The sequence below is a fragment of the Marinobacter sp. genome (genome assembly GCF_041984545.1).
In the GTDB taxonomy this organism is placed as follows: domain Bacteria; phylum Pseudomonadota; class Gammaproteobacteria; order Pseudomonadales; family Oleiphilaceae; genus Marinobacter.
This window is the reverse complement of the sequence record NZ_JBHIXV010000014.1, coordinates 19,492-40,612: the sequence shown is the minus strand read 5'-3', so window position 1 is coordinate 40,612 and position 21,121 is coordinate 19,492. Positions and strand designations below refer to the sequence as shown.

19 protein-coding genes are annotated in these 21,121 nt (G+C 60.2%); 8 read left to right on the top strand and 11 right to left on the bottom strand.

Annotation, left to right across the window (positions count from 1 at the left end; genetic code table 11):
* Positions 1-13: 13 nt before the first annotated feature.
* The 5 genes from infB (at position 14) to pnp (ending at position 6,791) form a co-directional block, all read left to right on the top strand.
* Positions 14-2,575, top strand: a complete 2,562-nt coding sequence (infB, locus tag ACFC20_RS08600; RefSeq protein ID WP_375192641.1) for a translation initiation factor IF-2 — start codon at positions 14-16, stop codon at positions 2,573-2,575.
* Between the two features lie 25 nt (positions 2,576-2,600).
* On the top strand, positions 2,601-3,032 hold the full coding sequence (gene rbfA / locus ACFC20_RS08595) for a 30S ribosome-binding factor RbfA (protein ID WP_375192640.1): 432 nt from the start codon (positions 2,601-2,603) through the stop codon (positions 3,030-3,032).
* Entirely contained in the window at positions 3,029-3,970 is a 942-nt protein-coding gene (gene truB / locus ACFC20_RS08590) for a tRNA pseudouridine(55) synthase TruB (protein ID WP_375192639.1), read from the top strand. Before rbfA ends, truB begins: the two co-directional genes overlap by 4 nt.
* A gap of 78 nt (positions 3,971-4,048) precedes the next feature.
* Complete coding sequence (rpsO, locus tag ACFC20_RS08585) at positions 4,049-4,318, top strand: 30S ribosomal protein S15 (RefSeq protein WP_008171539.1); 270 nt, start codon at positions 4,049-4,051, stop codon at positions 4,316-4,318.
* Positions 4,319-4,676: 358 nt separating this feature from the next.
* Positions 4,677-6,791 carry a polyribonucleotide nucleotidyltransferase gene (pnp, locus tag ACFC20_RS08580; RefSeq protein WP_375192678.1) on the top strand — a complete coding sequence of 705 codons (2,115 nt, stop codon included), beginning with the start codon at positions 4,677-4,679 and terminating at the stop codon, positions 6,789-6,791.
* Here the strand turns inward: pnp and ACFC20_RS08575 are convergent.
* From ACFC20_RS08575 to ACFC20_RS08530, 10 genes are all read right to left on the bottom strand, one after another.
* Positions 6,767-6,994 (bottom strand): hypothetical protein, encoded by a 228-nt coding sequence (locus ACFC20_RS08575; RefSeq protein WP_375192638.1) that lies wholly within the window; start codon positions 6,992-6,994, stop codon positions 6,767-6,769. The two genes, pnp and ACFC20_RS08575, sit on opposite strands and share 25 nt — an antisense overlap.
* A complete protein-coding gene (locus ACFC20_RS08570; RefSeq protein WP_375192637.1) occupies positions 6,981-7,856 on the bottom strand; it encodes an alpha/beta hydrolase in 876 nt (291 codons plus the stop codon). The genes ACFC20_RS08575 and ACFC20_RS08570 overlap by 14 nt, the downstream gene beginning before the upstream one ends.
* A complete protein-coding gene (locus ACFC20_RS08565; RefSeq protein ID WP_375192636.1) occupies positions 7,826-9,691 on the bottom strand; it encodes a DUF4105 domain-containing protein in 1,866 nt (621 codons plus the stop codon). Before ACFC20_RS08565 ends, ACFC20_RS08570 begins: the two co-directional genes overlap by 31 nt.
* A 91-nt stretch (positions 9,692-9,782) precedes the next feature.
* Positions 9,783-10,247, bottom strand: coding sequence for a DUF3015 domain-containing protein (locus tag ACFC20_RS08560; protein ID WP_375192635.1), 465 nt, complete (start codon positions 10,245-10,247; stop codon positions 9,783-9,785).
* A gap of 244 nt (positions 10,248-10,491) precedes the next feature.
* Entirely contained in the window at positions 10,492-11,193 is a 702-nt protein-coding gene (locus tag ACFC20_RS08555) for an ABC transporter ATP-binding protein (protein WP_375192634.1), read from the bottom strand.
* 9 nt (positions 11,194-11,202) lie between these two features.
* The gene (gene livG, locus ACFC20_RS08550; RefSeq protein ID WP_375192633.1) at positions 11,203-11,958 is read right to left on the bottom strand and encodes a high-affinity branched-chain amino acid ABC transporter ATP-binding protein LivG; all 756 of its coding nucleotides are present in this window, start codon (positions 11,956-11,958) and stop codon (positions 11,203-11,205) included.
* 6 nt (positions 11,959-11,964) lie between these two features.
* A complete protein-coding gene (locus tag ACFC20_RS08545) occupies positions 11,965-13,236 on the bottom strand; it encodes a high-affinity branched-chain amino acid ABC transporter permease LivM (RefSeq protein ID WP_375192632.1) in 1,272 nt (423 codons plus the stop codon).
* Positions 13,236-14,159 carry a high-affinity branched-chain amino acid ABC transporter permease LivH gene (livH, locus tag ACFC20_RS08540; RefSeq protein ID WP_375183219.1) on the bottom strand — a complete coding sequence of 308 codons (924 nt, stop codon included), beginning with the start codon at positions 14,157-14,159 and terminating at the stop codon, positions 13,236-13,238. The genes ACFC20_RS08545 and livH overlap by 1 nt, the downstream gene beginning before the upstream one ends.
* Positions 14,160-14,321: 162 nt before the next feature.
* Positions 14,322-15,434, bottom strand: coding sequence for a branched-chain amino acid ABC transporter substrate-binding protein (locus tag ACFC20_RS08535; RefSeq protein WP_091987865.1), 1,113 nt, complete (start codon positions 15,432-15,434; stop codon positions 14,322-14,324).
* Positions 15,435-15,588: 154 nt separating this feature from the next.
* Positions 15,589-16,497, bottom strand: coding sequence for a tetratricopeptide repeat protein (locus tag ACFC20_RS08530; RefSeq protein WP_375183218.1), 909 nt, complete (start codon positions 16,495-16,497; stop codon positions 15,589-15,591).
* A gap of 165 nt (positions 16,498-16,662) precedes the next feature.
* On the opposite strand from ACFC20_RS08530, the gene ACFC20_RS08525 reads away from it, so the two are divergent.
* Positions 16,663-17,157, top strand: a complete 495-nt coding sequence (locus tag ACFC20_RS08525; protein ID WP_375183217.1) for a MarR family winged helix-turn-helix transcriptional regulator — start codon at positions 16,663-16,665, stop codon at positions 17,155-17,157.
* A gap of 49 nt (positions 17,158-17,206) precedes the next feature.
* Here ACFC20_RS08525 and lon read toward each other — a convergent pair whose 3' ends face one another.
* Entirely contained in the window at positions 17,207-19,657 is a 2,451-nt protein-coding gene (lon, locus tag ACFC20_RS08520; protein ID WP_375192631.1) for an endopeptidase La, read from the bottom strand.
* A 216-nt stretch (positions 19,658-19,873) separates the two neighbouring features.
* Between lon and trxA the strand changes: the two genes are divergently transcribed.
* Together trxA and ACFC20_RS08510 are read left to right on the top strand one after the other, a co-directional pair.
* Positions 19,874-20,737: a thioredoxin gene (gene trxA / locus ACFC20_RS08515; RefSeq protein ID WP_375192630.1), complete on the top strand. Its 864-nt coding sequence runs from the start codon at positions 19,874-19,876 to the stop codon at positions 20,735-20,737.
* A 6-nt stretch (positions 20,738-20,743) separates the two neighbouring features.
* Positions 20,744-21,067 carry a hypothetical protein gene (locus tag ACFC20_RS08510; protein WP_375192629.1) on the top strand — a complete coding sequence of 108 codons (324 nt, stop codon included), beginning with the start codon at positions 20,744-20,746 and terminating at the stop codon, positions 21,065-21,067.
* The last annotated feature ends 54 nt before the right edge of the window (positions 21,068-21,121 follow it).

The following is a 21,121-nucleotide window of genomic DNA, read 5'->3' as shown; positions in this document are numbered from 1 at the left end:
GAGGAGGACCAGTATGGCTGAAGTAACGGTAAAACAACTGGCCGAAGATGTAGGCGCTCCCGTGGATCGTTTGCTGAAGCAGATCGTGGAAGCCGGCCTGAAGGCCCGCTCCGAGAATGACTCTGTGTCCAGCGATGAGAAGCAGCAGTTGCTGGCCTATTTGAGAAAAACCCACGGTGAGGCTGATGCCGAGCCGCGCAAGATTACCCTGAAGCGCAAGACCACCACGACGCTCAAGGCTGGCAAGGCCAAGACCGTTAACGTAGAGGTTCGCAAGCGCCGCACCTATATCAAGCGGGCGGAACTGCAGCCGGAAGCGGAAGCGCCCAAGCCGGAAGAAGCGGCCGCAGCGCCGCAGCCCGAGCAGGCGCCTGCCGAGGAAGCGCCAAAGGTCGCAGCCGAGACACCACAGCAGCCGGAAGCGCAAGCGCCGGAGGCCGACGAGACCAAGGCCCAGGAAGCGGCTGCCGAGAAGCCGGCGGACAAGGCCGAGCCGAAGAAAGCGGCAGAGCCGGAGCCAGAGCCCGTGCCTGCGCCGGAGGATATGCCGATACCGCCGCCTGACGGCGAAGGCAAGGACCGTAAGCCGAAGAAGAAGAAAGAAAAAGTTCGCGAGCGCGGCGACGAAATCGAGGAGGGCAAGCCGAAGAAGAAGCAGGCTGGCCATCGTGGTCCTCGCAGTCGCCCGGTTGAAGAGCCGATGGTGATCTCGGAAGACGAAGAAGAGACCACGCTCAGAAAACCGCTGCGTGCGAAAAAGAAACCCAAAGAGAAGCGTCATGGCTTCGAGAGGCCGACCAAACCAATGGTCAGAGAAGTAGAGATTCCGGAAACGATTACCGTCGGTGATCTGGCCCAGCGTATGGCCGTCAAGGCGGCGGACGTTATCAAGACCCTGATGGGCATGGGCGTCATGACCACCATCAACCAGCCCCTGGACCAGGAAACCGCGGTGCTGGTCACCGAGGAACTGGGCCACAAGGCCAAGACGGTCAGTGAAGATGCGTTCGAGGAAGAGGTTCTGAGCGAGCTCTCCTTCGAGGGCGGTGAGAAGACCAAGCGGGCGCCGGTGGTGAGCGTGATGGGTCACGTTGACCATGGTAAAACCTCGCTGCTGGACTACATTCGTCGCACCAAGGTTGCCTCTGGCGAATCCGGCGGTATTACCCAGCACATCGGTGCCTATCATGTGGAAACCGATCACGGCATGGTGTCCTTCCTGGATACCCCTGGCCACGCGGCCTTTACCGCCATGCGTGCCCGCGGTGCCCAGTGTACCGACATTGTAATCCTGGTGGTGGCCGCCGATGACGGTGTGATGCCCCAGACCAAGGAAGCCGTTGACCACGCCCGGTCCGCAGGTGTGCCCATCGTTGTTGCCATCAACAAGATGGACAAGGAAGAGGCTGATCCTGATCGCGTGAAAACCGAGTTGGCCGGCATGGAAGTCATCCCGGAAGACTGGGGCGGCGACGTGCAGTTCGTACCGGTTTCCGCACACACCGGCCAGGGCATTGATGATCTGCTCGAGGCGGTTCTGCTGCAGGCAGAGGTCCTGGAGCTCGAGGCGGCGGCCGATGCACCTGCCAAAGGCGTGGTGGTCGAGTCCAGCCTGGAGCGCGGCCGTGGTTCCGTGGCGACCGTGCTGGTTCAGAACGGTACCCTGCGCCAGGGCGACATGGTGGTAGCGGGTTCCTACTTTGGTAAGGTCCGGGCCATGACCGATGAAGCCGGCAAACAGGTGAAGGAAGCTGGCCCGTCGATTCCGGTTGAGATTCTCGGCCTCAACGGTACGCCGGACGCCGGCGACGAGTTCTTCGCCGTGGCCGACGAGAAGAAGGCCAAAGAGCTGGCCGAATTCCGCCAGAGCCGCGAGCGCGAGCAGCGCCTGCAGCGCCAGCAGGCTGCCAAGCTTGAGAACCTGTTCGAAAACATGGGCAAGGACGAGGTCAAGACCCTCAATGTGGTTCTGAAGACCGACGTTCGTGGTTCCCTTGAAGCCATCACCAAGGCTCTGCAGGACCTCGGCAACGACGAAGTCCAGGTCAAGATCGTGTCTTCCGGTGTTGGCGGTATTGCCGAGACCGATGTCAGTCTGGCCATGGCTACCAATGCCGTTATTTTCGGCTTCAACGTACGTGCCGATACCGCAGCCAAGAAGCTGGTGGAACAGGAAGGCCTGGATCTGCGCTACTACAGCATCATCTATAACCTGATTGATGATGTGAAGGCCGCCCTGACCGGCATGCTGGCACCGGAGTTCCGCGAGGACATCGTTGGTATTGCCGACGTTCGCGACGTCTTCCGCTCACCCAAGTTTGGCCAGGTGGCCGGCTGTATGGTGGTGGAAGGTACCGTGTACCGTAACAAGCCGATTCGCGTTCTGCGAGACAACGTGGTGATCTTTGAGGGCGAGCTGGAATCCCTGCGTCGCTTCAAGGATGACGTTGCCGAAGTCCGCAACGGTATGGAATGCGGTATCGGTGTGAAAGGCTACGACGTGAAGGTCGGCGACCAGATCGAGGTGTTCGATCGCGTGCGGGTCGAGCGCAAGCTCGAGTCCACCGGCGCTTGATACAGCCAAGGTTAAAGGTAGCCTGATGCCAAGAGAGTTCAGTCGTATTGATCGCATCGGCGATCAGATGCAACGGGAACTGGCCCAGCTCATCCAGCGGGAAGTGAAAGACCCGCGGGTGGGCATGGTCACGGTGAACGCGGTCAAGGTCAGTCGTGACCTTGGCTACGCGGACATCTACGTTTCCCTGTTGTCTACCGAGGAGCTGACCGAAGACTCACCGGAGGTGAAGGAATCGATCAGCGTTCTCAACAAGGCGTCCGGTTTCCTGCGTGGCCAGGTCGGCCGTGCCATGAAGCTCCGGGTGGTGCCGCACCTGCGGTTCCACTTCGACACGCTTCAGGGCTACAGCCGGAAGATGGACAGCCTGATTCGCGAGGCCGTTGGTGAGAAGCCGGCGGTGGATCGCGATGACGATGACACCGACAACCAGAATGATCCGGAGCGTAACGCTTGAGTCGCAGACGCAAGGGCCGTGACGTCAACGGGATTCTGGTGATCGACAAGCCCCAGGGTGTCACCTCCAATGGCATCCTGCAGCAGGTCAAGCGCCTGTTCGGCGCCGCCAAGGCCGGCCACACCGGTGCCCTTGATCCGCTGGCCACCGGGGTGCTGCCGCTGTGTTTCGGGGAGGCCACCAAGTTTTCCCAGATGATGCTCGACAGCGACAAGGCGTATATTGCCACCGCGAAACTGGGTGTCCGCACCGAAACCGGTGACAGCGAAGGTGCGGTGGTGGCTGAAAAGCCGGTGCCCGCAGGCCTCACCGCTGAAACGCTGGAGCCGGTGCTGGACCGCTTTCGCGGCGACATCCAGCAGGTGCCCTCCATGTATTCCGCCCTCAAGTACCAGGGGCGACCACTCTACGAGTATGCCCGCGAGGGTATCGAAGTCGAGCGTCCGGCGCGGCCCGTGACCATCTATGAGCTGACACTGCTGGATGTTCGCGAGAACGAGCTGGATATCGCCGTGAGCTGTACCAAGGGTACGTACATTCGCTCACTGGTTGAGGATATCGGCGAAGCCCTGGGCTGCGGTGCCCATGTGACGGCACTGCGCCGGACCATGGCCTCCGGGTTTACCCTCGCCAACGCTCACCCTGTAGAGCAGCTGGAGGCCATGCGGGAGCGGGGCGAGAGTCTCGATGGCCTGCTGGTGGCGCCCGATGCTGCGCTGTCCATGTTCCCCGAGCACGCTCTGGCGGGGCCGGCGCTGGTATCGATATTGAACGGACAACCGGTTAGAATACCAGGTCAGGCCTATGATGGCTTCGTTCGGCTCTACGCACAGGAGAGCGCGAACGGTAGCTTCGTGGGGCTGGCAGAAGCTTTCCCGGACGGTGAGCAGACCAAACTGGTCCCTCGCCGACTGGTGAAGAGCAGCGGAAGGCGCTAGCCGCTCCGTTGTCTAGCCGGGCTGTAGAGATGCGCGGTTCGGCTGTATTCGAAAGCATCGCAAACTATGAGGTGAGTTATGGCACTGTCTGCCAATGAGAAAGCACAGATCGTAAAGGATTTTCAGCAAGGTGACGGCGATACCGGTTCCCCTGAAGTTCAGGTGGCACTGCTGAGCGCCAACATCAACAAGCTGCAGGATCACTTCAAGGCCAACAAGCAGGATCACCATTCCCGCCGCGGCCTGATCCGGATGGTTAACCAGCGTCGTAAGCTGCTGGACTACCTCAAGCGCAAGAACGCCGACCGTTACCTGGAACTGATCCAGCGTCTGGGTCTGCGTCGCTGATCCGGGTCTTCGCGACCTGAGGGCTTCGCCGGCGTAGCCAGTGGAAGCCGTCAACGGGCAGATCCGGACGCCGGATCTGCCCGTTGTGCTTGTCTCACACTGCAGTTGAATGATCCGTGATACCGAAGGGTTCCCTGTCGTAACGGAAAGCCGAACTTGATAGCAGGTTGTTGAAAAACCCGGGCCCGGCGGCCTCTGGACTGCCGCCCTTCAGACCGGGGTTTTGCAACAGCCTGTTAGCTTTCAGACGGGTTGGCTTTCGGATCACAGCACGTTCTCTGCAGCCTATCGGTTCTGCCGGCATGGGCCGGAGGAATCAATCAATCTGGAAAAGAGAAACCAGGAGTTTGTTGTGGATCTGAAACCTTTCAAGAAATCGTTCGAGCTCGGCGGCAAGACCGTTACGCTGGAAACCGGCCGTATTGCGCGCCAGGCTACCGGTTCGGTACTGGTGACCGTTGATGATATTTCGGTGCTCGGTACTGTGGTTGGCGCCAAGGAAGCCAAGCCGGGCCAGCCGTTCTTCCCGCTGACCGTTAACTACTTCGAGAAGACTTACGCCGTGGGCAAGATCCCGGGTGGCTTCTTCAAGCGCGAAGGTCGTCCTTCCGAAAAGGAAACCCTGACCTCCCGCCTGATCGACCGTCCGATTCGTCCGCTGTTCCCGAACGGCTTCATGAACGAAGTCCAGGTGATCACTACGGTCATGTCCTCCAGCAAGAACCAGGATCCGGACATTGCCGCCATGCTGGCCGCCTCTGCGGCGCTGGCCATCTCCGGCATTCCGTTCGATGGTCCCATCGGCGCGTCCCGTGTCGGTTACACCAACGAGCGCGGTTACTTCCTGAACCCGACCTTCGAAGAGCTCGAAACTTCCCTGCTGGACATGGTGGTTGCCGGTACCGAAGATGCGGTACTGATGGTTGAGTCCGAGGCCAAAGGCCTGACCGAAGACCAGATGCTGGGCGCCGTACTGTACGGTCACCAGGAAATGCAGACCGCGGTTACCGCGATCAAGGAATTTGCCGCTAAAATCGGCAAGCCGCGTTGGGACTGGCAGCCAGAGCCGGAGAACACCGAGCTGCTGAATGCCATCAAGGCGGAGTTCGCCGGTGCCATTGAGGAGGCCTATGGCATCCGTGACAAGATGGCCCGTTACGAGCGTCTGGGCGAAGTGAAAGCCGCGGCTGTTGAGAAGCTGGCCGGCGAAGAGGAAGGCCAGCCTTCCGAAGACGAGGTCAAGAAGTACTTCGGCAAGATCGAGAAGAGCGTGGTTCGCCAGCAGGTGATTGATGGCAAGCCCCGGATCGACGGCCGGGACAACAAGACCGTGCGTCCGATCGAGATCGAAGTGGGTGTCCTGCCGAGCGTTCACGGTTCCGCCCTGTTTACCCGTGGCGAAACCCAGGCCATCGTGACCACCACCCTGGGTACCTCCCGGGACGTGCAGATCATTGACGCCCTGGAAGGTGAGCGCAAAGACCCGTTCCTGTTCCACTACAACTTCCCTCCGTACTCGGTTGGTGAAGCTGGACGCGTTGGTTCCCCGGGTCGTCGCGAAGTGGGCCACGGTCGTCTGGCCAAGCGTGGTGTGCTAGCGGTTATGCCCACCCTGGAAGAGTTCCCGTACGCCATCCGTGCGGTGTCCGAGATCACTGAATCCAACGGTTCCAGCTCCATGGCTTCCGTGTGTGGCTCCAGCCTGGCACTGATGGACGCCGGCGTGCCCATCAAGGCGCCGGTGGCCGGTATTGCCATGGGTCTGGTTAAGGAAGGCGACAAGTTCGCGGTTCTGACCGACATCCTGGGTGACGAAGATCACCTGGGCGACATGGACTTCAAGGTTGCCGGTACCAAAGAGGGCGTTACTGCCCTGCAGATGGACATCAAGATCAACGGTATCACCGACGAGATCATGGAAATCGCCCTGGAGCAGGCCCATGAAGCCCGTCTGCACATCCTGGGCGAGATGAACAAGGTTATCTCCGAGCCGCGCGCCGAGCTGTCGGCCCGTGCTCCGAGCATCACCACCATCAAGATCAACCCGGAGAAGATCCGCGACGTGATCGGCAAGGGCGGTTCCACCATCCGTGCCATTTGCGACGAGACCGGTGCCTCCATCGATCTGGACGACGACGGCAATGTGAAGATCTACGCCGACAACCAGGAATCTGCCCAGGCGGCGGTGAACCGGGTGAAGGAGATCACTGCGGAGATCGAAGTTGGCGCCATCTACAAGGGCCGCGTCGAGCGCATCGTGGACTTTGGTGCCTTCGTCAACATCCTGCCGGGCAAGGACGGTCTGGTACACATTTCCCAGATCTCTGATCGCCGCATCGAGAACGTGACTGACGAGCTGAGCGAAGGTCAGGAGGTTCTGGTGAAGGTGCTGGATGTGGACAATCGTGGTCGCGTTAAGCTGTCCATGAAGGAAATCAAGGAAGGCGATCAGCCGACCGATTTCTCTGCCTGATCGATTTCGGGCTTGATAAAAACCCGCCTTTCCTCTGGATTGGCGGGTTTTTCGTTTTCGGGTCTGGTGGAAGCGGCTGCTGGGCTTTCCTTTTCAAAAGACGCTACGAGCACATCCATGTGCGCTTGTTTCGGGCCGTCCCTGGCCCTCAACACTTTTGAAAAGGAAAGCCCAGCAGCCGCCCATACTTTATCGCTCGGCATTCATGAAACGGAGTACATCTCTCTGATACCCGGGAATAACAAACGTCGCCCCGTGTGGCGTATCCGTCTGCAGGAATTCCTTGGGCTCCCTGGCGGCCTCAAACAAGGCTTGCCCATGATGAAACGGAATAATCCCATCCCGCACACTGTGAATCACCATGACCGGCACCGGGCTGATCCGGGGAATATGATCCACGCCCTCGTAATCGTCGGGGATGGTCCAGCTCAGGGGAATCTGTAATGGCCAGGTTAGCCAGAATTCACCCAGTTTCTCCCGGGCGATTCTGCGGAAGCCGGAGAAGGTGCCGTCCAGGATGACGCCGTCCAGGCGGGGTTGTTCCTGGCGTTGGGTCCATTCGCTGGCCAGGGCGATGCCCAGGCCGCCCCCGAGGCTCTGGCCGAGGATGTAGAGTGGCCGGTTCTTCACTTCGGATTTCTCCGCCAGCCAGCGCAGGCCGGTTTCGACATCGTGCAGGGCGCCTTCGAGATCCGGGTCGCCGGTGGACTGGCCGTAGCCACGGTAGTCGATGGTGAAGACGTTGTAGCCCTCGTCCGGGAGCCAGGACACGTTGAGGATATGGCTGCTGATGTTCTGGGCGTTGCCGTGGAGGAAGTAGACGGTGCCCAGAGCCTCGCTACCCGGAGCTTCGGCGGGCAGCCACCAGCCGTGGAGGGCCTCGCCGTCGGGGGTGTCGAGGTAGATGTCCTCGTAAGCCAGGTTCAGGCGGTCCGGGGTGATGTAGGTGGCCCGGTCCGGGTAGAAGAACAGGCTGCTGCAGCCGGGCAGCAGCAGGATAGCGCAAAGGAGCCCGGTGAGCCCGGCTGCGGGGTTTAGAAGTAGGCGTGGAGTCCGGCTTTCCATAGGCTCTGGTACCTGTCGTAGTGCTCTTCCCGGGTGAATCTGGCAAACAGGCTGAAGTCGCGGCCCAGATGCCAGTTGGCGTCGGCGTACAGCTGGTCCTGGCGGTGCTGGCTGCTGACAATCCAGGCTTTGGTTTTCACGCCGGCCAGCAGGCTGAAGCGGTTGTTCTGGTGGAGCAGGCCGATGTCGGCGCCTGGTGCGGCGTCGTACCCGCGGCGCAGGTCGTCGTCGATTTCCAGGTCAGCGGTGGCCAGGGCAAAGGCCTGGGTCCGGTCGCCCAGGCCCCAGCTGCCGCCGGCGCCTCCCTCAAGGTACGGGGTGAGCACCCGATCGGTGCCGGTATCGGTTCGCCGACCGCCGAAACCCACCTGCCAGGACAGCGGTGAGAAAAATGCGTTGCGGGGGCTCAGGGAGCGGATTTCCACGCCGGTCAGCTGTTCCAGTTGCAGCTCGTTGTTGTCCGTGTAAAGACGGGCATCCACTCTGAGGAACTGCAGCTGGGCACCACTGCGGTACCCGGCCGGTGGGTCCAGCACGTCGTGGTAAGCGGGGCGCACGGTGAGCTGGGTAAATTCCCGGTGCGCCAGCTGCCCGGCGCCCAGGCTCAGACGAAAGGTGTGGTGGCCCTGATCATCCCGAACGGCCGGTTCGGGGGGGGCTTCCGGTGGGGCAACGCCGTTGATCCGGCTGCGCTCCCGAAGCAGGTCATGGGAGAGTGGGGCGGCGATCTCCCGGGGCCAGCCGTCAGCTTCGCTCTTGTAGCGCACGTAGTCGTAGGTGGCATCCAGAACGTGGGCGCGTTCCCCTGGGGGCAACGAACGGACCTCCGGGGCGTCGGCGGCCACATACCCGTTGGCAATGGCGGCGGCGAGGGTCTGGTGACCGTCGGGCAGGGTGTCGAGGCTGTAGGCCACAGAGGTGGCTGCCGAGGGGCGATAATAAACCTCGCTTACCAGGTTGCGATCCACCACCCAGCGTACCGTGTCAGAGGGTATGGCGTGAGTGTTCACTTCGCTCAGAAGGTCTGTGCCCGGCCGGGCAATGTCGATCAGGGCCAGCAGGCGATAGGCGCAGTTTTCGTCGAAGAAATAGTAATCGAAGTTACGGTCACGGATTTCCCAGGCGTGGGCAATCATCATGTCCACTTCGCTCTGGGTCAGGTTCAGCTTGTACTCCCAGAGATCCCGATGTTCGATGTCTGAATAAAGCCGGATTTTCTCGTAATAGGGCTGGATGGTAGTGATGCCCGGATAGCCGCCAAAGATGCCCTTGTAGGCAAACAGGATCTCGCTGTCGTGGGCGGCGGCGTCGGCGGCATAAGAGATGGTGTTGGCCAACAGCAGGTTGGTCTCCTCATCCTCCTGGGGTGGATCCAGGCGCAGGAATGTGTGGCCAAACATCGACGATGGGCTGTTCAGGTAGGACGCCGCAAACACAAGGGTGACGGTTTCGGTGTTCAGCGTGTCCGACCACTCCTGGTAGCCAGGGCAGCGGATGTCGGGGAGCGACAGGTTCAGCTTCTGCTGGAGCCACTGGGTCCTGGCAGGAAACCGGCAGCGGGCATGGTTGTCGCCGCCGCCGGGCTGGCGGACGGCGGTCAGGGTTGCCTGCAGTTCGGCTTTCGGCGAGTGCTTGCCCTGGTCGCTCAGGAAAAAGTCCGGATCGTCCGCCTGGCTGGTGTAGCCGTCGCCGAAGGCGTCGGGCTGATAGTGAACCAGCGTCAGCCAGGCCGGATCAAGGTGGAGTTCGTTGTTTAGATCGGCGGGTGTCGCCTGGGTTGGCAGGCTGACTGCGAGCCAGATCAGGACCGGCCCAATGCGAAGCATGTTGCCCATGAAATGTGCTGCATCCGGGGGTTGAACGGTGTCGGGGGTGGAGCGATGCGCCGTCCCTGGCGCATGAGCGCATCCTTTCAGTTTTCCTGTATCAGGCCGCTACGTATTTGCTGAGTGATTCGTTCTTCTCCAGCAGGGCGACAATGGCGTCAACCGCTTCGCCTGAGGTGGTTTCAGAACTCGGGAAAATGGCAGCGAAGTTGTCCTGCAGCACCTTACGGAAGGTGTCGCGGTCCGCTTCGTCAACACCCAGCAGCACGGCCAGGGTGTCCAGGTTTTCACCGGAACCGCGGGACATGTCGCGGGCGACCTTGTCGATGTTGCTGTCCATGTACATGGCCATGGACTGGACGGCCTGGTTAGTCTGGCAGCCGAGGGTGCCTGTGGTCATGCCAAAGGTCTGGTTACCAAAGGTACCGTTGGTGGTTGCAGCCAGAACGTGGGGGGCAATACCGGACTGTCCTTTCCAGATCATGGCGCCTACGCCACAGCCAGGCTGAGCAAAGGCCATGGAGGAAGCACCCAGAAGAATTGCACCTGCGATCAGTTTTTTCATTATCCACTCCTTTCTGTGGTTTGTAGCTGTCGTCGCAAAACACCATGCAGCCACGATGAAGCCGTCATGGTGAGAACGGCCCTGACTGGTCTTTGTGGAGACAGGATGACCGTTGTCCTGAGTATAGTTGATATCCTGCCGGTGCAAGGCGAAAACTGGGTGAGTATTTGATTTTTCCAAGAAAAAAGCCGGAACATGTCGCCATGTACCGGCTATTTCCCTTCGCACTAATGTGCTAATGAGCCTAGCCGCCCAGGTAGGCGTTCTGCACGTCGGGGTTGGCAAGCAGGTTCTTGCCGGTGTCGTGCAGCCGGATCTTCCCGGTTTCCAGAACATAGCCCCGGTCGGCGAGGTTCAGCGCCTGGTGTGCGTTCTGCTCAACCAGGAACACGGTGATGCCCTCGTCCCGGAGCTGGCCGATGATTTCGAAAATCTGCTTGATCACCAGCGGCGCCAACCCCAGGGAAGGCTCGTCCAGGATGATCATGCGGGGCTTGCTCATCAGGGCCCGGCCAATGGCCAGCATCTGCTGTTCGCCACCCGACATGGTGCCCGCACGCTGGTGTTCACGCTCCTTGAGGCGGGGGAACAGGTCGTAGACGTGCTCAATGCTCTTGCGAATCTCCACCTTGGTGTTGAAGAAACCCCCCATGTGGAGGTTTTCTTCAACCGTCAGGCCGGAAAAGATCCGGCGGCCCTCCGGTACGATGGAAATGCCGGAGCGCATGATCTGCGCGGTGGGTTCACTGGTAATCTCCCGGCCTTCTAGGAAAATGCGCCCGGAACTGGCCTGCGGATTGCCGCACACGGTCATCAGCAGGGTGGTCTTGCCGGCGCCGTTGGCACCGATGAGTGAGACGATCTCACCCTTTTTGACCTCAACGGAGACGCCGTGCAAGGCCTCGATCTTGCCGTAGTGGGTATGGACATCTTCAAGTACTAGCATGTGTTTACCTCAGGCCTCGCCCAGATAGGCTTTGATCACGTCGTCGTTCTGGCGGATTTCTTCCGGTGTGCCACTGGCCAGGGGGCGGCCCTGGTTGATGACGTTGATGCGGTCGGAAATATCCATTACCAGGCTCATGTCGTGCTCAATCAGCACTACGGAAACGTTGTAGTCCTCTTTCAGGCTGACAATCAGCTGGTTGAGGTCTTTGGTTTCCGCCGGGTTAAGGCCCGCTGCCGGCTCATCCAGCATCAGGAGTTTCGGTTCGGTGACCATGCAGCGTGCGATTTCCAGGCGCCGTTGCTGGCCGTAGGCCAGGTTGCCAGCCTCCCGGTTGGCCAGGTCCAGCAGACCGACCCGCTCCAGCCAATAGGCGGCGCGGTCCAGTGACTTGTTCTCCCGGGTCCGGTAATCGGGGGTCTTGAGCAACCCTGCTATGAGGTTGGTATTCAGGTGCCGGTGCTGGGCCACCAGCAGGTTCTCCACCACTGTCATCTGGCTGAACAGACGCACGTGCTGGAAGGTGCGCACCATGCCCAGGCGGGAGATCTTGTAATCGGGTTTGCCCTGAACTTCGTGGCCCTCGAACAGGATCTTGCCGCCCGTGGGTTTGTAGAAACCACTCATGCAGTTGAACACGGTGGTCTTGCCGGCCCCGTTGGGGCCGATGATGGAAACGATTTCCCGTTCCTGTACGTCCAGAGACACCTGGTCTACGGCAAGCAGGCCGCCAAAGCGCATGGACAGATTCTGTACTTCAAGCATCGCCTGTCACTCCTGCTTTTTCAGTTCGATATGGATGCGGCGCATGGGCATGAGACCCTGCGGGCGCCAGACCATCATCAGCACCATGGCGGCGCCGAAGATGAGCATCCGGTATTCGGAGAACTCACGGGCCAGTTCCGGCAGGATGGTCACGGCAATGGCTGCCAGGACAACCCCGATCTGGGAGCCCATGCCCCCGAGCACCACGATCGCGAGGATGATGGCCGATTCCAGGAAGACAAACGACTCCGGGCTGATAAAGCCCTGTTTGGAGGCGAATACGGTTCCGGCAAAGCCGGCAAAGAAGGCGCCAATGGTAAACGCCGACAGCTTCACCGCGGTGCGGCTCAGGCCCAGGGAGCGAGCGGCGATTTCATCTTCCCGCAGGGCTTCCCAGGCCCGGCCGACCGGCATGCGCATGAACCGGCGGATGACCAGGGCAGTGAACACCGCCAGAACCAGGGCAATCAGGTACAGGAAAATCACCTTGTGCTCGCCAGCGTAGGCAATGCCGAAGGTCTCGTGGAAGGAGGTGTTGCCTTCCTCTTTCACGCGGCGACCGAACTCCATGCCGAACAGGGTGGGTTCCGGAATGCCGCCGATGCCGTTGGGGCCACCGGTGAGCGTGGTCCAGTTGTTCAGCAGGATCCGGATGATCTCGCCGAAGCCCAGGGTGACAATGGCCAGGTAGTCGCCTCGCAATCGCAATACCGGGAAGCCCAGCACCAGACCAAACAGGGCCGCCAGCAATGCGCCAATAGGCAGGGCCAACCAGAATGAAATGCCCATGTACTGGGACAGCAGGGCGAAGGTGTAGGCGCCCACGGCGTAGAAGGCCACGTAGCCAAGGTCCAGCAGACCCGCCAGGCCCACCACCACGTTCAGGCCCAGTGCCAGCATGATGTAGATCAGTACCAGGGTGGCCAGGTCAACCGCGCCCCGGGACACGAAGAACGGCCAGAACAGGGCCAGCACGAGGAGACCACTGAGTACCCAGGATTCGATCTTTGCCCGCCGGTTCTCCGATATGGGTTCGCTCTTGGTCTTTGGAAGCGGGTTTGGCAGGTTGCCAAGGGTGCCCATGATGGTGTCGCGGAACAGCTGGAACAGGAACACGAGGACGGCAGCCAGCAGCACCATCACAATGGTGCTGGTATCGGCGCCGGTCAGCGTGACATTGATGCCCCGGGCTTCCAGGTTGAAGCCGATGATGGGGTAGGAAATCACGAGTGTGATAACCGCGCAGAAGAGCGCGTGTCTCAGATTGTTGGCAGCCATCAGATCTTTTCAACCTCCGGTTTGCCGAGCAGGCCGGTGGGTTTGAACAGCAGAATCAGGATCAGCAGGCTGAATGAGATCACGTCCTTGTATTCACCGCTGAGATAGCCGGAGGTCATGCTCTCCGCTACCCCCAGTATCAAACCGCCCAGCATGGCGCCGGGGATACTGCCGATGCCGCCAAGAACCGCTGCCGTGAAGGCCTTCAGGCCGGCAATAAAGCCGAACAGGGGGTCCACCGAGCCGTAGTACATGCCGAGCAGCAGACCGGCCACCGCCGCCAGGGCTGCGCCGATGACGAAGGTTGCCGAGATGATCCGGTTGGTGTCGATGCCCAGCAGGTTGGCCATGCCCAGGTCCTGGGAAACGGCCCGGCAGGCCCGACCGGTACGGGAGCGGGAAATGAACATGGAGAGGGCTGTCATACAGACCAGGGTGGTGATGAATATGGTGATCTGCATGTACGACAGCGACATCTGGAATCCGTCGCCGGAACCGAAATTGAAGCCACCGTTGATCAGGGCCGGGAAGCCGATGTTGCGGGATCCCTGGGCCAGGTGCACGTAGTTCTGAAGGAAAATCGACATGCCGATGGCGGAGATCAACGGAATCAGGCGGTGACGCCCGCGTACCGGCCGATAGGCCACCCGCTCAACCGCCCAGCCCATGGAGCTGGACACGAGTATGGCGCAGATCAGTGCCACGATCAGGACCAGGGGCAGCCAGGCGATACCCAGCGTCGCCAGCCCGGTTATGGCAATCAGCGCGGTGTAGGCGCCGATCATATAGATTTCACCATGGGCAAAGTTGATCATGCCGATGATGCCGTAAACCATCGTGTAACCGATGGCGATCAGGGCGTAGGCGCTCCCGATCGTCAGCCCATTGATGAGCTGCTGGAAGAAATACAGGAGGTCTTGCATTGTTATGGAACTCCGAAAGCCTGCTCCCTCCGCTACCACACCCCGCTGCCGGGATATCCGGGGCGGAAATGTGGGAGGATCAACAGGAGCCTAGAAAAACACCTTCTCCCGGATCGCGGTGAGAAGGTGCTCTCATAATTACCGTTTGTTAACGATAAGGGCTTAGTTTACCGGAGTTTTGCTGCCATCTGAATGCCATTCGTACACAACAAACTCGAATGACTTCATATCGCCGGCCTTGTCGTACTCCACGGTACCGATCGGGGTCTGGAAGGTGCCTTCGCGCAGGGCAGCGGCAACTTCGAACGGATCGGTGGATTCGGCGGCCTCGATACCATCAGCAATCAGCTGAACGGCAGTGTAGGAGGTCAGAACGAACGGGCCGGACGGATCTTCGCCCTTATCCTGGAAGGCTTTAACCAGCGCCTGGTTCTCGGCTTTCTGGTCGAACGCTGGCGGCAGGGTTACCAACAGACCTTCGGCGGCTTCACCGGCGATGGTGTTGATGTCCTTGTTGCCTACGCCCTCTGGGCCCATGAACTTGGCGTCAAGATCGGCCTGGCGCGCCTGGCGCAGGATCAGACCCAGCTCCGGGTGGTAGCCACCGTAGTAGACGTAGTCCACGTCGGCCTGCTTGAGCTTGGTGACCAGGGAGGAGAAGTCCTTGTCGCCGGCAGTGATGCCCTCGAACATGGCAATCTCGATGCCTTCGTTCTGCAGGGTGTCGCGCACGGCGGTGGCAATGCCTTCGCCGTACTGCTGCTTGTCGTGCACGATGGCGACGCGCTCAGGGCTCTGGGAGGCAATGTAGCGTGCCGCAACCGGCCCCTGCATGCTGTCCAGGCCGATGGTGCGGAACACCAGCTCGTAGCCACGCTCGGTGATTTCCGGGCTGGTGGAGGCCGGAGTCACCATGAGGATGCCTTCGTCTTCGTAGATGTCAGAGGCCGGCTGGGTGGAGCTGGAGCACAGGTGACCAACCACGAAGCGCACACCGTCGTTCACCAGGCTGTTGGCTACGGTTACCGCCTGCTTGGGATCGCAGACGTCGTCGTATTCAACGGCAACGAGCTCTTCGCCCATAACACCGCCATTGGCGTTGATCTGTTCAATCGCCATGCGGGCGCCGGAAAACTGCATGTCGCCATACTGGGCAACGGGGCCGGTCATGGGGCCGGCGATACCGATCTGGATCTCGGCGGCGGCGTGACCTGCGCCCATCAGGGCTACGGAAGTGCTGACGGCGGTAACGAGTTTTTTCACTGAAGTTCTCATTGATTCTGTCCTGTTATGGTTCAGGGTTATTCTTGTGTTTTCAGAGAGTTAAACAAACATCACAGCTCTGCTGTTGTCAAGCAGGGCCCTCTGGCGGTTGCTCCGGAACACGGGCAGCTTTTTCAAGGCAATACCTGTGCCGCTCTGAGCGGCGCTAGGCGTCCGTGCCGTCTTCTTCATCCTGGGTGACCAGTGCCCGGAAGCTCTCATGGTCGCGCAGCTGGTCAAAACTCACGTCTACCGAAGCATCGTCGCGGTATGCTTCGGAAATTTCAATAGCTTTCTTCAGGGTGCTGACCGCGTCGTCCCAGCGGCCGATCTCCGCATAGGCGCATGCCAGCTGATAGTGCGCATGGCCGTTGTCCGGTGCCAGTTTCAGTGCCCGCTGGCAAAGGCTGATGGCCCACAGGGGCTCCTGCATCTCGAGCACGGCGTCGGCCTTGTAGCTCAGTGCCTCGACGTCATCCGGGCGCAGGTCCAGGATCTGGTCGTAGGCGGCAATCTTGTTCTGCTGGGAGGTCTCCTGGCTGGCCTTGAGCCAGAGTGAATGCACCTCGTTGGTGCGCTCGATCTCCGCCTGGTTCTGATGAATGATGTCGGATTTCTGTTTCAGCTGTTCTTCGATGAACTCCAGGCGCCTTTCATACTCCACTACGAGCTCGTTCACCCGCTTCTCGGCGAGACTGGTGAGCTGGTTGCGCATGTCCCGGATCGAGTTCCAGCCGATCACCACCAGAATGGAGGTGGCGCCGGCAATCAGGTAGAAGAAGTAGGTGACCGTGTCGGTGGCATAGGACATGGTCTTGTCGGCCACGGAGAGTTCCTTGTCCACCACCTTTTCAATCAGCTCGGCACGGGTGCTCTGCATCTCCTTGCGCAGGGCCTTGGTTTCCTCCAGCAGATAGAGTTCAACAAACGGGGTGTACATGGGCTCGTCGAGGGTCTCGATGCTTTCCTCCAGGTCCTCCTCGGTCAGGGGCTCGTCCGGGCCGAGGTTTTGCTGGGCCTTCAGGGTGCCGGTAAAAGCCAACGCGAAAAGAAAGGTAAGCAACAACTTGATCATCGGGCTGGGTCCGTCTGGTTTTGGGAAATTGAGCAGAGGCGTGACCTTAGCATAGTGGTTGATGGAAAAAATGCAGGCACAGTCCCCGACTTGCTTTTCAGGGTGCAAAGACCTCTAATAGTTAGGGGTATAAAGAATTGGCGAAAACCGACTCGGAGTAATGCCTTGAACAGTTACGAAGATGTGCTGGTGGCGCTGCGGCGCGTGATCCGGGCCACGGACCTGCATTCCAAGCGGCTGAGCAAATACGCCGGTCTGACCGGACCGCAGCTGCTGATCATGCGAACCATCCGGGATCTGGGCGAGGTTACGATCGGCACGATTGCTGAAAAAGTCAGTCTGAGTCAGGCGACGGTTACCACGATTCTCGATCGCCTGGAACATCGCAAACTGGTGTACCGGGTGCGCAGTACCCGGGACAAGCGCAAGGTGCACGCGCACCTGACTGTTGAGGGCGCCGAACTCCTGGCCCGGGCCCCGAACCCGTTACAGGAAGATTTCATCCAGAAATTCCAGAGCCTGGCGGAGTGGGAGCAGACCATGATCCTGGCCTCGCTGCAGCGGGTGGCGAACATGATGGACGCCGATGACATCGATGCCTCGCCGGTGCTGACGGTAGGGTCGGTGTTGAACGATGACGGCTGGAAGGAAAAGGGCTGAGCAGGGGTGTCGGATCAGCGAAGCGTAATCCGACACCCCGCTCCCACGGTTAATGCACCGAAGACCCCTTTCTCGGCTTGTTGCCGAAGCACACCTGGAAGACATCGCTGTAGTGCTTCGCAAAGTTCACGATCAGTCCTTCCTTCAGATAGTCCGGCAGCTCCTCGTAATCGCCCCGATTGGCCTCTGGCAGGATCAGATTGCTGATTTTCTGCCGCCGTGCGGCAATCACTTTCTCACGAATCCCGCCCACCGGCAGCACCTGACCGGTGAGGGTCAGCTCGCCGGTCATGGCAATGTTCTGCTGTGGGGCTTCCCGGCGGGCAATGGACAAGAGCGCGGTGGCCATGGTCACGCCGGCGCTGGGGCCGTCCTTGGGGGTCGCTCCCTCGGGAACGTGCAGGTGCACGAAGGACTTGTCGAAGAACGTGGGGTCACCCTTGAAGCGTTTCAGGTTTGAGGACACGAAGCTGTAGGCAATCTCCGCGGATTCCTTCATCACGTCGCCGAGCTGGCCGGTGAGCTTGAAGCCGCGCTGGCTGCTGTGTATCCGGGACGCTTCGATGCTCAGGGTGGCCCCGCCCATGGCGGTCCAGGCCAGGCCGGTAACCACGCCAACGCCTTTCAACGACTTCTCTTTCCGGAACGCCGGCTGCCCGAGGTATTCGGGCAGATCGTTGACGCCCACTTTCACCGGCTGGTCGGGATGCTCCAGAAGCTTGACGATGCCTTTGCGCATGATCTTGTGCAGCAACTTTTCCAGATTGCGCACACCAGCCTCGCGGGCATACCCCTCGATCACTTGCCGGATGGCGGCATCGGTGATGTTGAACTGCTTTTTGAGCAGCCCAGCCCGTTTCAATAGCCGGGGCAGCAGGTGGTGCTTGGCAATGGCCAGCTTTTCCTCGGAAATGTAGCCGGACAGGCGGATAACATCCATTCGATCCAGCAGCGGCCGGGGAATGGTATCGAGCTGGTTCGCGGTGCAGATGAACAGCACCTTGGACAGGTCCATGCGAACGTCCAGATAGTGGTCGAGGAAATCCCGGTTCTGCTCCGGGTCCAGGGTTTCCAGCAGGGCTGAGGCCGGATCGCCCTGGAAGGACGCGCCGATCTTGTCGATTTCATCGAGCATGATCACCGGGTTTGCTACCTTGGAATCCTTCAGTGCCTGCACAAACTTGCCCGGCATGGCACCGATGTAGGTGCGGCGATGGCCCTTGATCTCGGCCTCGTCGCGCATGCCGCCGACGCTGAAGCGGTAAAACTCCCGCCCGAGGGCGTCTGCCACGGAATGGCCAATGGACGTTTTGCCCACGCCCGGCGGGCCCACCAGCAACAGGATGGAGCCGCTCACCTCTTTCTTGAAGGTGCCCTCGGCCAGGAACTCCACGATGCGGTTTTTCACGTCGTCCAGGCCGTCGTGGTCGCGGTCGAGAATCCGGCGCGCTTCGGCGAGGTCGAAGTGGTCCTCGGAGTGAAGGCCCCAGGGCACCTGGGTAAGCCAGTCCAGGTAGTTGCGGGTAACACCGTATTCGGGCGAGCCCTGCTCCAGAACCTGAAGTTTCTCAAGCTCGTCCCTGAAGCGTTCCTGCACCGCCTCCGGCGGATGGCGTTCTGCCATGCGCTGCTCGAAGCGCTCCACGTCGGCGGTCTTATCGTCCTTGGCCATGCCCAGCTCGCGCTGGATTACCTTGAGCTGTTCCTTGAGGAAAAACTCACGCTGGTGCTTCTGTACCTTGGCGTTGACCTCTTCGCTGATTTCCGACTGCAGGCGGGCAACTTCCTGCTCCTTGCGCATCAGCAGCAACACTTTTTCCATGCGGCGCAGCAACGGAACGGTGTCGAGCACGTCCTGAAGTTCGTGACCCGGGGCGCTGGTCATGGAGGCGCCAAAATCGGCCAGGGGCGAACTGTCGTCCGGCCCGAACCGGGACAGGTATTGCTTCACTTCCTCGCCATACAGGGGATTGGATCGCAGCAGCTCCTTGATGGCGCTGATGATGGCCAGGGTGTAGGCCTTCAGCTCGTCGGCTTCTTCTTCGGGCTCGGTCGGGTACTCCACCTCAACCAGGTAGGGGGGCTTGCGACGGAGCCACTGGGTAATCCGGAAGCGCTGCAGACCCTGGGCAATGAACTGAACCTTGCCGTCCTGGCTCTGAGCGTGATGCACCCGCACGGCACAGCCCATGGTTTCCAGCTGGTCGCTGGCGGGCACCCCTTCCTCGGCTTCCGGCTCTTCCACAAAGCAGATGCCCAGCACCTTGTGATCGGTTTCGCCGACCCGCTTCAGGGTCTCGTGCCAGGGGTTCTGGTTCACCATCACCGGCTGGACCTGGGCCGGGAAGAAGGGGCGGTTGGACACCGGCAGCACGTACATGCGCCTGGGCATCAATTGCTGGGGCAGTGCCAGGCCCTTGCTGTGCTCGTCTTTGCCAATGTATTCGGTCACATCCTCTTCGAACTCTTCAAACGAATCGTTGCGGGTGTCGTCATTCATGCCGTGAACTGTCCATCCGGAAAGGTTGTGGGTTGGCTGTCTATGTAGCCTATGTAACGCCAGATACGGTAATTTCAAGGAGTTGGCTTTTGTCTCTGCAGCCTTGATTTCCGCCTGGCCGGCCCCATGTCCTCAGACAATTCGCAGAGACTCAGGCGCGGTGCCCTGTTGATCTCCAGATATCTAGACAACTTTCGACAATTTCAGGTGCCAGGCATGAGCAACTCCCCCTACATCTTTGAAGCGACCATGGAAAACTTCCAGCAGAAGGTCATGGAAGCCTCTGCCAGCACGCCCATCCTGGTGGATGTCTGGGCCGAGTGGTGTGCCCCCTGCAAACAGTTGATGCCATTGCTGGAAAAACTCGCCAACGAATATCAGGGCGGGTTCATGCTGGCGAAGGTGAACGCCGATGAGCAGGAACAGCTGACCGCCAGCCTCGGCGTGCGCAGCCTGCCGACAGTGATCCTGGTGAAAGACGGCCAGGCGGTGGACGGTTTCAACGGCGCACTGCCGGAGAACGAGATCCGCAAAGTGCTGGACAAACATGTGCAGGCCCCGCAGGAGGATCCGCACGACAAGGCCCGCCGCATCTTGGAAGAAGGCGACGTGGACGGAGCGCTTGCCATTCTGTCCGATCTTAACCGTAAGGATCCTGAGAACCTCCAGGTGTTGATCGACCTGGCCCAGCTGAAAGCCGAGACCGGGGACCTGGAAACCGCGGAACAAGTGCTCGAGAGCCTGCCGCCGGAGGAGAAACTGCAGCACCAGGCCAAGCAACTGGCGGCGCGGGTGAAGTTCCTCAAGCAGTCTGCCGAGCTGCCTCCGATCAAGGATCTGGAGATGGCCCTGGAGCAGGACCCGAAAGATCCGAACGCGTTGCACCTGTTGGCGCTTCATCACGTATTAAGGGAGAACAACGCCGAGGCCATGGATCTGCTGATCCGCCTGATGCAGGTGGACAGCAAGTACAAGGACGAAGTGGCCAAGACCACCCTGATCGAGCTGTTCGACAAGCTTGGCAACAACAACCCGGACGTACGGACCTATCGGCGGAAACTGTATACCCTGATGCATTGAGGTGGAATGCTCAAACTCCCGCCCCAGCCTGACAACTGTGAACTCTGCGAGCGCCGGGTGGCCAAGCTCACCCGGCACCATCTGATCCCCAAGCACCTGCATCGCAAGAAGCGCTTCCAGAAGCTGTTCAGCAAAGACGACCTGATTACCCGAACCCTGTGGGTGTGCCGGCCCTGCCACAACGCCATTCACAAGGCTCGCTCTGAGCAAGAGCTGGGGCTGTACTTCAACACCCGAGAGAAACTGCTGGAGCTGGAGGAGCTGCGGACGTTTGTTGAGTGGCTAAAAGACAAGCCGGAGGGTTTTGTGCCGAAGTTTCGGCGGGGATAAAAAAGGGCAGGTGATACGGCTCACCTGCCCTTCAGACGGAAGGCTGGAGGAGAG

Excerpts from the sequence above, each read along its gene's own strand:
- infB (WP_375192641.1), top strand. The coding sequence starts at position 14 with ATGGCTGAAGTAACGGTAAAACAACTGGCCGAAGATGTAGGCGCTCCC.
- rbfA (WP_375192640.1), top strand. The coding sequence starts at position 2,601 with ATGCCAAGAGAGTTCAGTCGTATTGATCGCATCGGCGATCAGATGCAA.
- rpsO (WP_008171539.1), top strand. The coding sequence starts at position 4,049 with ATGGCACTGTCTGCCAATGAGAAAGCACAGATCGTAAAGGATTTTCAG.
- ACFC20_RS08575 (WP_375192638.1), bottom strand. The coding sequence starts at position 6,994 with ATGCCGAGCGATAAAGTATGGGCGGCTGCTGGGCTTTCCTTTTCAAAA.
- ACFC20_RS08570 (WP_375192637.1), bottom strand. The coding sequence starts at position 7,856 with ATGGAAAGCCGGACTCCACGCCTACTTCTAAACCCCGCAGCCGGGCTC.
- ACFC20_RS08565 (WP_375192636.1), bottom strand. The coding sequence starts at position 9,691 with ATGGGCAACATGCTTCGCATTGGGCCGGTCCTGATCTGGCTCGCAGTC.
- ACFC20_RS08560 (WP_375192635.1), bottom strand. The coding sequence starts at position 10,247 with ATGAAAAAACTGATCGCAGGTGCAATTCTTCTGGGTGCTTCCTCCATG.
- ACFC20_RS08555 (WP_375192634.1), bottom strand. The coding sequence starts at position 11,193 with ATGCTAGTACTTGAAGATGTCCATACCCACTACGGCAAGATCGAGGCC.
- livG (WP_375192633.1), bottom strand. The coding sequence starts at position 11,958 with ATGCTTGAAGTACAGAATCTGTCCATGCGCTTTGGCGGCCTGCTTGCC.
- ACFC20_RS08545 (WP_375192632.1), bottom strand. The coding sequence starts at position 13,236 with ATGGCTGCCAACAATCTGAGACACGCGCTCTTCTGCGCGGTTATCACA.
- livH (WP_375183219.1), bottom strand. The coding sequence starts at position 14,159 with ATGCAAGACCTCCTGTATTTCTTCCAGCAGCTCATCAATGGGCTGACG.
- ACFC20_RS08535 (WP_091987865.1), bottom strand. The coding sequence starts at position 15,434 with ATGAGAACTTCAGTGAAAAAACTCGTTACCGCCGTCAGCACTTCCGTA.
- ACFC20_RS08530 (WP_375183218.1), bottom strand. The coding sequence starts at position 16,497 with ATGATCAAGTTGTTGCTTACCTTTCTTTTCGCGTTGGCTTTTACCGGC.
- lon (WP_375192631.1), bottom strand. The coding sequence starts at position 19,657 with ATGAATGACGACACCCGCAACGATTCGTTTGAAGAGTTCGAAGAGGAT.
- trxA (WP_375192630.1), top strand. The coding sequence starts at position 19,874 with ATGAGCAACTCCCCCTACATCTTTGAAGCGACCATGGAAAACTTCCAG.
- ACFC20_RS08510 (WP_375192629.1), top strand. The coding sequence starts at position 20,744 with ATGCTCAAACTCCCGCCCCAGCCTGACAACTGTGAACTCTGCGAGCGC.